The 14,270-nt window shown below is 65.2% G+C and carries 12 protein-coding genes; 5 read left to right on the plus strand and 7 right to left on the minus strand.

Translation table 11 applies throughout. The features are described 5' to 3' along the window. Window positions 1-11 precede the first annotated feature (11 nt). Both BH95_RS18960 and BH95_RS18965 read right to left on the minus strand, forming a co-directional pair. Complete coding sequence (locus BH95_RS18960; protein WP_019665078.1) at window positions 12-1,295, minus strand: MFS transporter; 1,284 nt, start codon at window positions 1,293-1,295, stop codon at window positions 12-14. Between the two features lie 25 nt (window positions 1,296-1,320). Then, window positions 1,321-2,253, minus strand: coding sequence for an NAD-dependent epimerase/dehydratase family protein (locus BH95_RS18965; protein ID WP_037160655.1), 933 nt, complete (start codon window positions 2,251-2,253; stop codon window positions 1,321-1,323). Window positions 2,254-2,400: 147 nt separating this feature from the next. On the opposite strand from BH95_RS18965, the gene BH95_RS18970 reads away from it, so the two are divergent. Next, complete coding sequence (locus BH95_RS18970; RefSeq protein ID WP_037183525.1) at window positions 2,401-3,108, plus strand: TetR/AcrR family transcriptional regulator; 708 nt, start codon at window positions 2,401-2,403, stop codon at window positions 3,106-3,108. 47 nt (window positions 3,109-3,155) lie between these two features. Continuing rightward, window positions 3,156-3,764: a YqgE/AlgH family protein gene (locus tag BH95_RS18975; RefSeq protein WP_019665081.1), complete on the plus strand. Its 609-nt coding sequence runs from the start codon at window positions 3,156-3,158 to the stop codon at window positions 3,762-3,764. A 23-nt stretch (window positions 3,765-3,787) separates the two neighbouring features. On the opposite strand, the gene BH95_RS18980 is transcribed toward BH95_RS18975, so the two are convergent. Next, window positions 3,788-5,191, minus strand: a complete 1,404-nt coding sequence (locus tag BH95_RS18980) for a glutamate decarboxylase (protein ID WP_019665082.1) — start codon at window positions 5,189-5,191, stop codon at window positions 3,788-3,790. Between the two features lie 21 nt (window positions 5,192-5,212). Continuing rightward, the gene (locus BH95_RS18985) at window positions 5,213-6,229 is read right to left on the minus strand and encodes a bile acid:sodium symporter family protein (protein ID WP_037183527.1); all 1,017 of its coding nucleotides are present in this window, start codon (window positions 6,227-6,229) and stop codon (window positions 5,213-5,215) included. A gap of 84 nt (window positions 6,230-6,313) precedes the next feature. On the opposite strand from BH95_RS18985, the gene BH95_RS18990 reads away from it, so the two are divergent. Beyond that, window positions 6,314-7,153, plus strand: coding sequence for a LysR family transcriptional regulator (locus BH95_RS18990; protein WP_033189461.1), 840 nt, complete (start codon window positions 6,314-6,316; stop codon window positions 7,151-7,153). 201 nt (window positions 7,154-7,354) lie between these two features. Then, window positions 7,355-8,584: an esterase/lipase family protein gene (locus BH95_RS18995; RefSeq protein ID WP_037183529.1), complete on the plus strand. Its 1,230-nt coding sequence runs from the start codon at window positions 7,355-7,357 to the stop codon at window positions 8,582-8,584. Between the two features lie 80 nt (window positions 8,585-8,664). Here BH95_RS18995 and BH95_RS19000 read toward each other — a convergent pair whose 3' ends face one another. The 3 genes from BH95_RS19000 to BH95_RS19010 form a co-directional block, all read right to left on the minus strand. After that, window positions 8,665-9,750: a GGDEF domain-containing protein gene (locus BH95_RS19000; RefSeq protein ID WP_020112236.1), complete on the minus strand. Its 1,086-nt coding sequence runs from the start codon at window positions 9,748-9,750 to the stop codon at window positions 8,665-8,667. 157 nt (window positions 9,751-9,907) lie between these two features. Continuing rightward, entirely contained in the window at window positions 9,908-10,879 is a 972-nt protein-coding gene (locus tag BH95_RS19005) for a DUF1648 domain-containing protein (RefSeq protein ID WP_371828063.1), read from the minus strand. A gap of 22 nt (window positions 10,880-10,901) precedes the next feature. Beyond that, window positions 10,902-11,303, minus strand: coding sequence for an SdpI family protein (locus BH95_RS19010; RefSeq protein WP_019665088.1), 402 nt, complete (start codon window positions 11,301-11,303; stop codon window positions 10,902-10,904). Between the two features lie 103 nt (window positions 11,304-11,406). Here BH95_RS19010 and leuS point away from each other — a divergent pair, with 103 nt between their 5' ends. Further along, window positions 11,407-14,217: a leucine--tRNA ligase gene (leuS, locus tag BH95_RS19015; protein ID WP_371828064.1), complete on the plus strand. Its 2,811-nt coding sequence runs from the start codon at window positions 11,407-11,409 to the stop codon at window positions 14,215-14,217. Window positions 14,218-14,270: the final 53 nt, after the last annotated feature.

The following is a 14,270-nucleotide window of genomic DNA, read 5'->3' on the forward strand; positions in this document are numbered from 1 at the left end:
TACATTTCCACTCACCTGCGGAGTATCGCTACCACTCCCACCAGGTACACCGCGGCACCAGCCAGGACGACGACGTGTGCAGAGGTTTCACCAGCGAGGTCGGTGGTGTCCGGACCGACGACGAACGCCGCGACCGCCAAAGCGGCGACGAAGAAGATGTTGAAGACGGTGTCCTGCAGGGCGAAGACACGTCCGCGGTGATCGTCGTCGATTTCGGTCTGCATCGATGCGTCGCCGGTGAGCTTGATCGTCTGGCCTGCGACACCGAGCAGGAACGCGCCGATGAGCAGGCTCGTCTGAGTGAGGGTGTTGATGAACGTGACCTGGACGATCGCGGCGGCCGCGAGAGCCACCATGATCGAGCGAACACGGCCGAATCGTGGCAGAACGAACGGCGTCAGCAGGGCAGCGACGAACATTCCGGCTGCCGTGGCGCCGACGGCTATGCCGAATCCGGCGAGTCCGCCGGGCAGGGAACTCGACGTGGTTTCGCGCAGGATGAGCACCATGACGAGGGTGTCGACGCCGAACACGATTCGGTGGGCGCCGATGCCGGTCATGGCGGCGGTGACCGTCGGCGATCTCCAGACGGCCACGGCACCGGATCCGAGTCCGTGGGCGATGTCCACCGCGGCTTTCATCGCGCCGTGGTCACCACGCTCGGGGAGTGTTTCCGGGCCGAGTGACCTACGTGCGAATCGAGCGGCGGCGACGGTGCCCACGATCGAGCCCGACGCTGCCGCGGCCACGGCCATTCCGGAGCCGAAGTCTCCCGCCCCGACGTATCCGATGATTCCGACGGCTGCGCCCGCCCCGGCAGCGGCGAAGCCGGAACCGATGGTGGCGAGGAGGGAGTTCATGGGTACGAGCCATTCGGTTCGTACGACGTGCGGGAGCGACGCCGAGACGCCGGCGAGGACGAATCGGCTGAGTCCGACGGTGGTGAGGGCAAGCAGGAGCAGGGGTGTCTCACCGCCGCCGACGCAGAGCAGGGTTGCGGTGACGGCGATGAGAACGATGCGAAGTACGTTGGCCCACAGTACGACTGCGCGGCGATCCCAGCGGTCCAGCATGGCGCCTGCGAACGGGCCGATGACGGAGTAGGGGACGAGGAGGACAGCGAACCCGGCTGCGATGGCAGCCGGATTCGATTCCCGCTCGGGGTTGAACAGGATGGCGCCGCTGAGTGCGGCTTGGAAGAGTCCGTCGCCGAACTGGCCTGCGAAACGAATGGCGGTGAGCTTGCCTGCGCCCGGCGAATCGCGCAATCGCGCCAGGAATGTCGTCTCGCTCACTCGCTGAACTTTAGCCTGACGTACTTTACGAGGTCGGAGTCAGCTCCTCGGCGTTCCACCATGCGACGGTGGCTGCGGTGCCGTCGTCGAGCGGGGTCGGGTGAAGGCCGAGGAGTGTGTCGCTGCGCGTGCTGTCCAGGACGTAGGGGTACTGGAACTGGTACAGCGTGTCGCCCAGTTCTTTCATCTGCCCGGGTACGACGCCCAGCGCTCGGACGATCCATGCCGGGATCGCGGTGACGGTGGGTGCGGGTACTCGGGCGGCGTCGGCCAAGAGTTCGATCATGCGTCGTTGCGTGACGGCAGGTGCGGTGGGGGCGTGCAGGAACGTGTTCCACAGGTCTTTCCTTGCTCCGGCGGCGATCATCGCTGCGGCGAAGTCCGGTATGTAGGTGAAGGAGTGGGGTACGTCGGCCTTCGCGATGACGCTGACGGATTTGCCTGCCGTGACCTTGGGGACGATTCGTTCGCCCATGTGCGACGTCCTCACGCGAGGACCGTAGAAGTCCGATGCGGCGACGCTGACGGTCGGGGTGCGGTGGGCGTCGCGGGCGGCCAACAGGAGGGTTCGGACGCCCAGTTTGCGGTGTGTCGCCGTGCGTGGGCTGTCCTCTCGGATGGGGCCGTCGACCTTGCCGTAGGAGTACAGACTTTCGGGGAAGACGACGACGGTTCCGGCGGCGGCGTCGAGCACCCGTTGTTCCATCGCGGGGAGCTTCTCGCGCCAGACCTTGTTCTGGTAGGCGACGTGAGTGCAGAGATAAATGGCGGTGGCACCGGCGAATTCGTCGGTCAGGTCGTCGGTCTCGATGTCCACTCGGTGACGTTCGACGGCCGGGTGATCCGGGCCCGATCCGGACCTGGTGAGGATCCGTACCGAATGTCCCTGTGCAGCAAGCTGTTCTGCAACGGTCCAGCCCACCGGTCCGGCTCCGATGACGACGTGTAGCTGGTTCATGGTGTCTCCCTCGTTCGAAATGTGAGCACTGCTCTCTGTTCTCTCCAGTGTGCACTCGTCGGCTGGGAAAAGCAAGAGCAGTGCTCTCGTTTCTGGCGGGACGGTTTCGCCGCTGGGTACTGTCGGCCGGGCCGATACTGTGAATCCATGCCGACCACGCCCCGCGCTCGAGCGAGACAGCAGACCCTCGCCGACATCACCCGTATCGGACGGGAGCATCTGGCTGCCGACGGTGCCGCGGCGTTGTCTCTGCGCGCAGTCGCCAGGGATCTGGGTGTCGTGTCCTCGGCGGTGTACCGGTACGTCAAGAGCCGGGACGAGCTGCTGACCCTGCTCGTCGTCGACGCGTACACCGAGCTCGGCGACGTCGTGGACGAGGCTGTCGACGAGGTCGCCGGTCCCGTCGAGAAGTTCCTCGCGCTCGGTCGGGCGGTCCGTGGGTGGGGGCTGCGGGAACCGGCGCGGTATGCGCTGTTGTTCGGAAGACCGGTGCCCGGATACAACGCTCCGGCCGAGCAGACGACCGGTCCTGGTACGAGGGTGATCGTCAAGCTGGTGTCGATTTTCGATCAGGCGTGGACCGCGGGAACGCTGGCGGAACGTACGGAGCCGGTGTCGCTGGCTGCGCTGAGCCGGAATTTCACGGACGTTCGTAACGAAATGGGAACGGAAATGTCCGACGAGGTGATCGCTCGCGGAGTTCTGGTGTGGGCGGCACTGTTCGGTGCCGTCAGCTTCGATGTGTTCGATCAGTACGGTTCGGACACCTTCAGCAGCCGAGATGCGTTGTTCGAGTACCAATTGGCGAGCCTGGCCGAGCTCTCGGGGTTCGATGGGGCGCCGAACAACACCTGAGCTTCCTTGCGTTACATCCGTAGGTGCGCGGTGCCACAATGTCTTGCATGGCGGCGCATGCGGAAGAACCCGAAGACCAGACGGCACCGGCCCCGCAATCGGTGCGACCGGGGAGCTTGCTGGTGTCGTCGATCGAGCTGGTCGAGCCCACGTTCCGGCGCACAGTCGTGTACGTCATCGAGCACAACGACGCAGGCAGCCTCGGTGTCGTGATCAATCGTCCGAGCGACACCGCGGTCCAGAACGTGTTACCGCAGTGGACCGACCTCGCGGCCCGTCCGAAGGCCCTGTACGTGGGCGGTCCGGTGAAGAGGGATTCCGCTCTCTGTCTGGCGACGGTGAGGACGGGGGTGGACATCGACGGGATTGCCGGGGTGCGCCGCGTCGACGGTCGGGTCGTCATGGTGGATCTGGATTCGGATCCGGCCGACATCGCGCCGCACGTCGAGGGGGTTCGCATCTTCGCGGGGTATTCCGGCTGGACGCTCGGGCAGCTGGAGGGCGAGCTGGAGCGGGACGACTGGATGGTCGTCTCCGCCCTCGCCTCCGATGTCATCGGTCCACCGAAGATCGACCTGTGGGCCCACGTGCTGCGTCGTCAACCCCTGCCGCTGGCGATGCTCGCCTCTCACCCGATCGACGTCGACCGCAACTGAGGTCCCAGGGTGCAACTGAGGACTCAGTGCGCGAAGTGGGTGGCCGACGAGTGCCCACCTCCTGCGGCCGATGCGTCGAGTTGATCGATCACCTCGGTGATGGCGCCGCACAGCAGCCTGCCGAGGTCTGCGCTGAATCCCTCTCGCACGACGATCCGGAGCACCGCTACTCCGGTGGCGTTGTCCGGCATCGTGTACGCGGGAACCTGCCAGCCGCGTGCGCGTAGTTCGTGGGAGATGTCGAACACGGTGTACTCGCGATCGCCGGCGAGTTCGAACGCGACGACGGGGATGGCGCTGCCGTCGGTGATGACGTGGAACGCGGGATGCTCGGACAGGTGACCGGCGACGCGAACGGCGGTGTCGCGCAGTGCGTGCATGATGTCGCTGTATCCGGAGCGTCCGAGCCGGAGGAAGTTGTAGTACTGGCCGATCACCTGGTTGCCGGGGCGTGAGAAGTTGAGGGTGAAGGTCGGCATGTCGCCGCCGAGGTAGTTCACCCGGAACACCAGGTCCTCGGGTAGGTCCTCGCGTGTCCGCCACACCGCGAAACCGATTCCGGGATAGGTCAATCCGTACTTGTGACCGCTGGCGTTGATGGATTTCACCCGCGGTAGGCGGAAGTCCCATTCGAGGTGGGGATGAAGGAACGGTACGACGAACCCGCCGCTGGCCGCGTCGACGTGGACGGGGACGTCGGGTCCACCGGACGCGGCGACGGAATCGAGCATCGCGCAGATCTCCGCCACGGGCTCGAGTTCGCCGGTGAAGGTGGTTCCGAGGATGGCCACGACGCCGATGGTGTTGTCGTCGACGGCATCTCGAACCTGCTCCGGGGTGATGACGTACCGCCCCGGTTCGACGGGCAGGTACTTGGGTTCGACGTCGAAGTAGCGGCAGAACTTCTCCCATACGACCTGAACATTGCTTCCGAGAACCAGATTGGGACGCGAGGTGTCGCTGCGGCCTTCGCGCCAACGCCATTTCAGGGCGAGGCCTGCGAGCATGACCGCTTCGCTCGATCCGATCGTCGACACTCCCGTCGCGGACTTGGAATCCTCCGGGTCGAGTCCGGGCGCGTGGAACAGGTCCGCGACCATGTTGACGCAGCGTTCCTCGATCGACGCCGTCGCCGGGTACTCGTCCTTGTCGATCATGTTCTTGTCGAACGTCTCGGCCATCAACTTCTCGGCCTGCGGGTCCATCCAGGTCGTGACGAACGTCGCGAGGTTGAGGCGAGAGGAGCCGTCGAGCATCAGTTCGTCGTGGATGAAGCGGTACGCGGCTTCGGGGTCGAGTTGCTCGTCGGGGAGCCGAAGTGCGGGGATGGGATCGGTGGCGAGTCTCCCGGTGTATGCCGCGGCGATGACTCCGCCTGGGTGTTTGCCTGGCTTCGACAACTCTTTCCGCACGTCGATCCTCCACATTCGTCGTCTGTGGTGCCGACGCTAATCCGCCAGGGCGGATTGCGCATCATCCTTGTCAGGCGATAGCCGGGCTTCGGCTCGGCGCGCGTATCGCTGGGCGAGTACGGCGCACACCATCAGTTGGATCTGGTGGAACAGAAGCAGAGGAAGGACGATCAGGCCGACGGGCCCGCCGACGAAGAGGACCGAGGCCATGGGTAGTCCACTCGCGAGGCTCTTCTTGGAGCCGCAGAACAGGAGGACGATGCGGTCTTCGACGGAAAAGCCGATGGCGCGGCCGATCCAGTACGTGAACGCCAGAATCAGCGCGAGGACGACGATGCAGACGAGGACGACCGCGACGATCTGCAGGGGCGTCACGGACGACCAGACGTTCTGATTCATGCTTTCGCTGAAGGCGGCGTAGACCACCAGCAGGATCGAGCCGCGGTCGACGATTTTCGTCGGCCCGGAATGTCGGGTGAGCCAGCCTTTCACGAGCGGTCGGAGGGCCTGCCCGAGGAGGAAGGGCAGGAGCAGCTGAGCGCAGATGCTCAGGATCGACGATGCGTCGACGTGCGCGTCCCCGGTGGTGTTCATCAACAGAATCACCAGCAGCGGTGTCACGAACACGCCGATGATGTTGGAGAACGAGGCGCTGACGACTGCTCCGGCGACGTTGCCGCGTGCGATCGAGGTGAAGGCGATGGAGGACTGAACCGTCGACGGCACGAGGCACAGGAACAGGATGCCGGTGTAGAGGTCCGCTGTGACGACTGTCGGTTCGAGGACGCGGAGGCCGAGTCCGACGAGGGGGAACACGAGGTACGTGGTGGCCAGCACGACGGAGTGGAGCCGCCAGTGTTTGACGCCTTGCCATGCTTCCTGCGGCGACAGGCGGGCGCCGTAGATCAGGAACAGCAGTCCGATGGCGATTCGGGTGACCCAGGTGAGGACGGTTTCCGAGGTACCCGACGCCGGGAAGATGCTGGCCAGTACCGCGATCGCGATGATGCTCAGGACGAAGCCGTCGGGCCGGATCTGCCGCAGAAAGTTCACTGAACTCACGATATCGGTCGGCGATTGATCGCGAAAGTCGATAGCTGCGTTAACTGTGAACGTGAATCGTGATAGGAAAGACGGGTGAATCTTGATCCGATTCTGCTTCGAACCTTCCTCGCTGTCGAACGGGAAGGCGGCTTCACCGCAGGCGGCGAGCTGCTGGGGCTGCGTCAGTCGACGGTCAGCGGTCACATCACGCGGCTGGAGAAGGCCGTCGGGCGCGAGTTGTTCCTCCGGGACACCAGAAACATGGAGCTGACGGCCGACGGCACCGCGATGATCGGATTCGCTCGCTCCATCCTCGACGCCACCGCGGAGGCGGAGCACTACTTCGCCGAAGCCCCGTTGGCGGGCAGGCTCCGGCTCGGGGTGTCCGACGACCTGGTCTCGACCGAGTTGCCGCACGTGCTCTACGACTTCCGTCGGGCGCATCCCGGCGTGGACCTCGAGCTGACCGTCGGGTTGAGCGAGACATTGCGGTCCAAGTTCGACGGCGGCGAGCTGGACCTGGTGTTCGGCAAGCGTCGCCCAGGTGAGACGCACGGTGATCTGGTGTGGGCGGATCGGTTGGTCTGGGCAGGTATTCCGGGAACGCGGGTGGAACCGGGCCCGGTGCCGTTCGTGACGTATCCACCACCGAGCATCACGCGGTCCGCGGCGTTGGCTGCACTCGGTCGGGAGGGTAGGGGCTGGCGGTTCACCTGCGTCACGGACAGCGAGCTGGGGTTGCGTGCAGCCGTTCAGGCGGGCCTCGGCTACCTGGTGCATGCGGAGTCGACGCTTCCCGACGGCGTGGTCGCGCTGGACGGCCAGGATCTTCCGGAGCTCGGAGGTATCGAGTTCGTGCTGCTGACGAAGGACACGGCCCGGTCGCCTCGTGGAGCGTTGCGTGACGCGATCATGACGCGTCTCGGCCGCTGATCGGCGCGGACGGCTGTTGCTGGGTTGTGACTGGACCCAAATGTCGCTGCCGTCGGACGACCACGTTTCCAGACGTGTGGCGCGGGTGTGGTAAGTGATCGGTGTCACTTCTACCGTCTGCTGTGGTTCAGCGAACAGCATCGCGCTGTAACCGAGTCACGACCTTCTCGTCAGCGATGCCGAAGAAGAAGAGGGACGCGCATGGTTCAACAGCTTCGGTCGACGTCGATCGACCATTCACGAGTACGGGGCAGAGCACGACGGACGGCGACCCTCGCGGCGTTGTCCGCGGCGGTCGTGTTCGCCGGGATGTCGGTTGCGTCCGCGCAACCCGCCGAGCCGAGCGAGCCCACCGGGCCCTCCGCGTCGGCGCTGCCCGCGACGATCAGCGACGACGGCACGGAGGTGATTCCTCCCGAGGGGTCGGAGGCGGAGCGGCCGAAGGCGGAAGAGCAGGGCATCGAGAAACCCGATGTCGCCGACGCCGCGCCGGCGCGGGTGACCGACGGTCCCGAGACCGAGACCATCGGGTACGGGCCCGAGCAGAAGAACTTCCTCGCCGGTTTCCTCTACAGCATCGTCAAGCCGGATGTCGCACCGCCGGGTGCCAACGATTGGAACTGCAAGCCGACCAAGGAGCACCCCAATCCCGTTGTCCTGCTGCACGGAACATGGGAGAACGCATACAACAACTTCGCTCGAATCTCCCCGGCACTGAAGGCGGAGGGCTACTGTGTCTTCGCGCCGAACACCGGTGACAAGGATTCGAGCGCACTCGGACACGTGAAGGCACTGCGAGGCACGGGCCCGATCACCGAGAGCGCCAAGGAGATCGCCTTCTACATCGATGCGGTCCTCGAACGGACCGGCGCGGAACAGGTCGACATCGTCGGTCATTCCCAGGGCAGCCTGGCGTCTCGTCAGTACATGCGATTCGAAGGCGGTGCCGATCCGTCGGATCCGAGCAAGAACAAGGTCGGCAGAATCGTCAGCCTCGGTGGGTCCAATCACGGGACGACCCTCGTCGGAATCGGAACTCTGGGGCGGACCATCAACAATCTCGGCTTGAACGTGCTCGGGCTCGTGGGTGCTGTCGCCGGGCCCGCGGCGTCGGACCAGGTCGTCGACTCCGACCTCATCAAGGCATTGACGGCGGGCGGTGACACCGAGCGCGGTGTCGACTACACGGCCATCGCCACTCGGTTCGACGAGGTGGTGACTCCGTTCCGGACGACGTTCCTCGAAGCCGGACCCGATGCAACGGTGAACAACGTTCTGTTGCAGGACGGCTGCGGCGTCGACTTGTCCGATCATCTGTCGATGTCGGTGTCCCCGCGGACCATCGGGTACATCAAGAACGCACTCGACCCGGACGGCTTCCCGGTCGGTGACGTCCCGTGCGTGTGGAACGCTCCGGTCACGGGAGGCTAGGCCGGCCGGCAATCAGAACCGAGCCCGGGCTTCCACGGTGAAGTCCGGGCTCTCTGCGGGGGTCGTCCGGGTTCGGGGTGTCAGAGTTGAATCGAGGCGGTGCGGTTGCCGCCGTCGTACTTGGCTCGATACATCATCGAGTCGGCGGCCCGGGTGGCCTTGGTGATGGTGGCGGCATTGTCGTTCCACAGGTCCGACGGGCTCGACACCACGGCGGCTCCGACGCTCACCGTGATGGGGATCCGATCGTCGCCGCGGTAAAGGCTGTGGCCGATTCGGTGCACCATGTCGTGGGCATGTTCGATCGTGCCGGTGAACACGACGAGGAATTCCTCGCCCCCGGTGCGGGCGACGACGCCGTCGTCCTCGAAGAGTTCTCGTAGACGGTGGGCGACGGTGACGATGACGTCGTCGCCTGCATCGTGGCCGAAGTAGTCGTTGACGGCTTTGAATCGGTCGATGTCCACGACGACGACCACCAGGCAGTGACCTCGTGCGTGGCTGCGCGACATCAGGGTCAGGGCCGCGTCGTCGACGCCGCGACGGTTGAGCAGTTCGGTCAGTGGGTCGAGCAGCGAGCGTCGGGCATCTCGGCCGATCGCGGTCCACGCGATGTGGGCGAGCAGGGGTATCGCGGAGTTGATGGCGATGGCGACGAGTCCGCCGGCCAGGGCTGTCGGTACGTCCTCGGACCCCGTGAACATTGCTCTGACGGCCGTGATGGAGACGAACACGACGCACCAGGCGAGGTGGGCGAGCAGCCAGCGTTGGCTGAGGAAGTAGGTGCACAATGCGCCGGTGACGACGAACAAGCCGGATCCGATGAGTGCACCGAACGGCTCGTACAGCACGAGCACGGACGTCAGGCCGACGTCACCGAAGATGGCGAAGGCGATGAAGTCTCGGCGTGTGGGCAGCGGGCCGAAGAACCAGCGCAGTGCGACGGCGACCTGAAGGAGCAGAACGAGGCCGACCCAGGCTTGGGCGAAGAGTCCCTGTGGTCCGCGTGAGCTGAACAGCATGAGGATCGACGCGGCCGCGTACAGCAGTGTGGCCGCGCCGAACATGTTCTGAAGCGATCGGTGCAGGCCCCGCGTGGAGCGGTGGTGAATGATCCACTCGTAATCGAACGGCTGCTGATACCACTCCTGCAGCGTGGTCCACACGGTATCGGTCGACGGCTTCCTGTGGTTGCCGGTGCGGACCGATCCGGGCTTGTCGTCCGCTGATGATCGTGTGTCGTCCGTGCCGGCCTCCAGCCCTTACCCCTTTACGATCACAGCCTAGATGTAAAAAGCGGCGATCGGTTTGTTTCAGCGCAATTCAACGCTCGGACGCCAGCGAGTTGACGGTACCCGCGATTGCGTCCGCGCCGTCGACCGTGACGGTCAGTTTCTGTCCGTTCGCGAAGGTGAGGAATACGGCGGGACCTTTACGGGTGGCCACCGCGTAGTTGCCGCGGCCTTTGACGCGGAGGCCCCATCCGCCGAAGTCCGAGAACGGGTCCACCTCGCGAACCGAGGCCCCGGTGACTTCGCCGATGGAGTATTCGAAGGCGGGCATGCCGAGGCTGCGGACGTGGATGCCGAGTTTGTCGACGATCAGCTCGTACCGCATGAGCGACGAGGTGAACGCCGCGATCGGTGCGAAGACGGCGACCGGCCACCAGGACTCGGACAGCCAGCAGGTCAGTGCGGCTGCCGCGGCCAGGATGGTGAACACGATCGCGATGGATGTGCGGCTCGCGCCGATGGGTTCGACGATGGGGAGTTCGGCCCTCGCGCGCGGCAACGTCGCCGGCGGCGGTGAAGTGGCGTCGACACGGTCTCGGTAGTCACGCAGCTGGGTCGCGCCGAGGAGTCCGACGGCGAATCCGACGAGCGTTCCCACTCCGATCGCCCAGCCGGGGATCTCGACGTTGGTGACGGTCGTGACATCGAGTTGCTTGGCGAGTATCGCCAGTTGCAGGACGGTGATGAGGCCGACGACGGTGAGGCCGATCATCAGCATCGTCCGGCGCAGGATGAGCAGGGCGTGGGACAGCGCTGCAACGGCGCTGCATCCACCGCCGACGAGCACGATGACGATCGCGAGAGTCCAGGCGCTCGTCGACGGACTCATGAATCCGTCCGGTTCGGTGCCCGACCAGTGGGTGGCGATCTGATCCGGAAGCCGGGTGCGCCAGACCTGCACGGCCACGAGTCCGAGTGCGGCCGCAGCGATCGGCACGACAACGCCGAAGATCACTCCAGCCGGGTCGAACGTCCGCTGCTTCACTGCTGTCGGTCTGGTCACTCCGCAGGCTCCGCTCCTGAGCTCAGCTCGGGGCGCACGCGTCCTTGAGGCTGCACGAGATGCAGGAGTGACCGCACCCACCCGTCTCCGGGGCAGGTGTGGCGGCGGCCGCACGCGCACCGATGGATCCGCCGACACCGGCGGTGACGAACGCGGCGACCAGGCATGCGACGACGGCGATGACCGAGAATGCGCCGCCGAGCATCAGTGCCGCTGCACCGCCGATGAGCAGCAGTAGCGCTGACGCTGCCGTGGTGGGGCCTGCGACTTTGTTGGCCATGACGAAGGTCTCGTCGTCGCGCATGGACTCCGCCGTTCGGACTCCCGCCCACCGGTTGCGGGGGAGCTTGCCTGTCAGCGAGGCCGTGGCAACGGAGCCGACGACGAGCGCGAGGACGAACATGAGTATGGACACGACGATCACGCTGGTAAGGATACGTCTTCTGCGCGCGCCCGTAGTACGCGCATCTGAGCTGGGCGGATTCCCGCTCACAAGGGCAGCAGGTGGCTACGACTAAACTGCGTGGGTGACTGTTCCAGTGGACGCAACGCCCCAGCACCGCTACACCGCGGATGTGGCCGCGCGCATCGAGAAGCAATGGCAAGACCTGTGGGAAGAGCAGGGCACGTTCGACGCTCCCAACCCGGTCGGTGCGCTTGCCGGTGACGTCCCGAAGGACAAGCTCTTCGTTCAGGACATGTTCCCGTACCCGTCGGGCAGTGGCCTTCACGTCGGTCACCCGCTCGGGTACATCGCGACGGACGTGTTCGCGCGCTTCCACCGCATGCACGGACGCAACGTTCTGCACGCGCTCGGATACGACGCCTTCGGTCTGCCTGCGGAGCAGTACGCCGTCCAGACGGGTACGCATCCGCGGACGACGACGGAGGCGAACATCGCGAACATGCGTCGCCAGCTGGGACGCCTCGGCCTCGGTCATGACCGGCGTCGATCCCTGGCGACGACGGATGTCGACTTCTATCACTGGACGCAGTGGATCTTCCTGCAGATCTTCAACTCCTGGTACGACGAGGAGCAGCAGAAGGCGCGCCCCATCTCGGAGCTGGAATCGTCGTTCGCCGACGGCTCGCGGGCGCTCGAGGACGGCCGGGAGTGGTCGGCTCTGTCGGCGGCGGAGAAGGCTGCGGTGCTGGATTCGTTCCGCCTCGTGTACGAGTCCAATTCGCTGGTCAACTGGTGCCCCGGCTTGGGTACGGTGCTGGCGAACGAGGAGGTCACGGCCGACGGTCGCAGCGACCGTGGCAACTTCCCGGTGTTCCGAAAGAACCTGAAGCAGTGGATGATGCGTATCACTGCGTACTCGGACCGCTTGATCGACGACCTCGAGTACCTCGATTGGCCGGACAAGGTCAAGACGATGCAACGCAACTGGATCGGTCGATCGCGCGGCGCCGAGGTGTCGTTCGGTGACATCACGGTGTTCACGACGCGGCCGGACACGCTGTTCGGTGCCAGTTACGTGGTGCTCGCGCCCGAACACGACTTGGTCGACGGTCTGGTGGCTGCTTCGTGGCCCGACGGTGTGTCGGAGATCTGGACCGGCGGCGCCGCGACTCCCGCGGAAGCCGTTGCAGCGTACCGCTCTTCGATCGCCGCGAAGTCCGACCTGGAGCGTCAGGAGAACAAGGAGAAGACCGGTGTCTTCACCGGCTCCTACGCCGTCAATCCCGTCAACGGTGAACAGGTCCCGGTGTTCATCGCGGACTACGTCCTCACCGGCTACGGCACGGGCGCGATCATGGCGGTGCCGTCCCACGACCAACGCGACTGGGAATTCGCCACGAAGTTCGGGCTGCCCATCCGCGAGGTCATCTCGGGCGGAGATGTCACCGAAGCCGCATACACCGGCGACGGCCCGTTGGTGAACTCCGGCTTCCTGGACGGGCTTTCGGTCGACGACGCCAAGGCCGCCATCGTGAAGAAGCTGGAAGCCGACGGCACGGGCACCGGCAAGATCCAGTACAAGCTGCGGGACTGGCTGTTCGCCCGTCAGCGGTACTGGGGCGAACCGTTCCCCATCGTCTACGACGCCGACGGCAATGCCCACGCACTCCCGGACAGTGTGCTCCCCGTTCAGCTTCCCGAGGTCGAAGACTACGCACCGGTCTCCTTCGACCCGGACGACGCAAGCTCCGAGCCGTCCCCGCCCCTGGCGAAGGCGTCGGATTGGGTGGAGGTGGAGCTGGATCTCGGTGACGGGCTGCAGACGTACCGCCGCGACACCAATGTGATGCCGCAGTGGGCGGGTAGCTCGTGGTACCAGCTGCGGTACATCGATCCGACCAACTCGGAGACGTTCGCGGACCCGGAGAACGAGAAGTACTGGACGGGGCCGCGTCCGGAGATCCACGGCCCGAACGATCCGGGCGGCGTCGATCTGTACGTCGGCGGCGTCGAGCATGCGGTGCTGCACCTGCTGTACTCGCGGTTCTGGCACAAGGTGCTGTTCGATCTGGGGCATGTCAGCTCGAGCGAGCCGTACCGTCGCCTCTACAACCAGGGCTACATCCAGGCCTATGCGTTCACCGATGCGCGTGGCGTCTACGTTCCGGCCGAGGAGGTCGAAGAACGCGACGGCGGGTACTTCTACCAGGGCGAACCCGTCAACCGCGAGTACGGGAAGATGGGCAAGAGCCTGAAGAACTCGGTCTCGCCCGACGACATCTTCACCGAGTACGGTGCCGACACCCTGCGTGTGTACGAGATGTCGATGGGTCCGCTGGACACCTCGCGTCCGTGGGCGACCAAGGACGTCGTCGGCGCGCAGCGTTTCCTGCAGCGTGTGTGGCGTCTGGTGCTCGACGAGGAGACCGGCGCTGTGCGCGTCACCGACGACAAGCCCACCGAGGACACGTTGCGCGTCCTCAACCGGGTGATCGACGGTGTGGAGGCGGATTACACTGCGCTGCGCGACAATACGGCCGGTGCCAAGCTCATCGAGCTCACCAACCATCTCACGAAGGCGTATCCGGACGGTGCACCGCGCGGTGTCGTGGAGCCGCTGGTCCTGATGCTCGCGCCGATGGCTCCGCATCTGTCCGAGGAGCTGTGGAAGCTGCTTGGCCACGATCGTTCTCTCGCCCACGGGCCGTTCCCGCGGGTGGAGAAGAAGTGGCTCGTCGCGGATACCGTCGACTATCCGATCCAGGTCAACGGCAAGGTCCGTAGCCGTGTCTCCGTACCTGCCGATTCAGCTCCGGCCGACGTCGAGAAAATCGCGTTGGAGGACGAGAAGATCGCAGCCCTGCTGGACGGAAAGGCGCCGACGAAGGTCATCGTCATTCCGGGGCGCATGGTCAATATCGTTCTGAAGTAATCCCCTACCGAGTGGACCCATCCTTTGAGGATGAGACTTGCGATCAGCGGTGC

This window comes from Rhodococcoides fascians A44A (assembly GCF_000760735.1).
GTDB classification, from domain to species: domain Bacteria; phylum Actinomycetota; class Actinomycetes; order Mycobacteriales; family Mycobacteriaceae; genus Rhodococcoides; species Rhodococcoides fascians_E.

What these genes read in the sequence shown, in the direction of transcription:
- BH95_RS18965 (WP_037160655.1), bottom strand. Translation starts at nt 2,253, where the DNA reads ATGAACCAGCTACACGTCGTCATCGGAGCCGGACCGGTGGGCTGGACC.
- BH95_RS18970 (WP_037183525.1), top strand. Translation starts at nt 2,401, where the DNA reads ATGCCGACCACGCCCCGCGCTCGAGCGAGACAGCAGACCCTCGCCGAC.
- BH95_RS18975 (WP_019665081.1), top strand. Translation starts at nt 3,156, where the DNA reads ATGGCGGCGCATGCGGAAGAACCCGAAGACCAGACGGCACCGGCCCCG.
- BH95_RS18980 (WP_019665082.1), bottom strand. Translation starts at nt 5,191, where the DNA reads ATGTGGAGGATCGACGTGCGGAAAGAGTTGTCGAAGCCAGGCAAACAC.
- BH95_RS18995 (WP_037183529.1), top strand. Translation starts at nt 7,355, where the DNA reads ATGGTTCAACAGCTTCGGTCGACGTCGATCGACCATTCACGAGTACGG.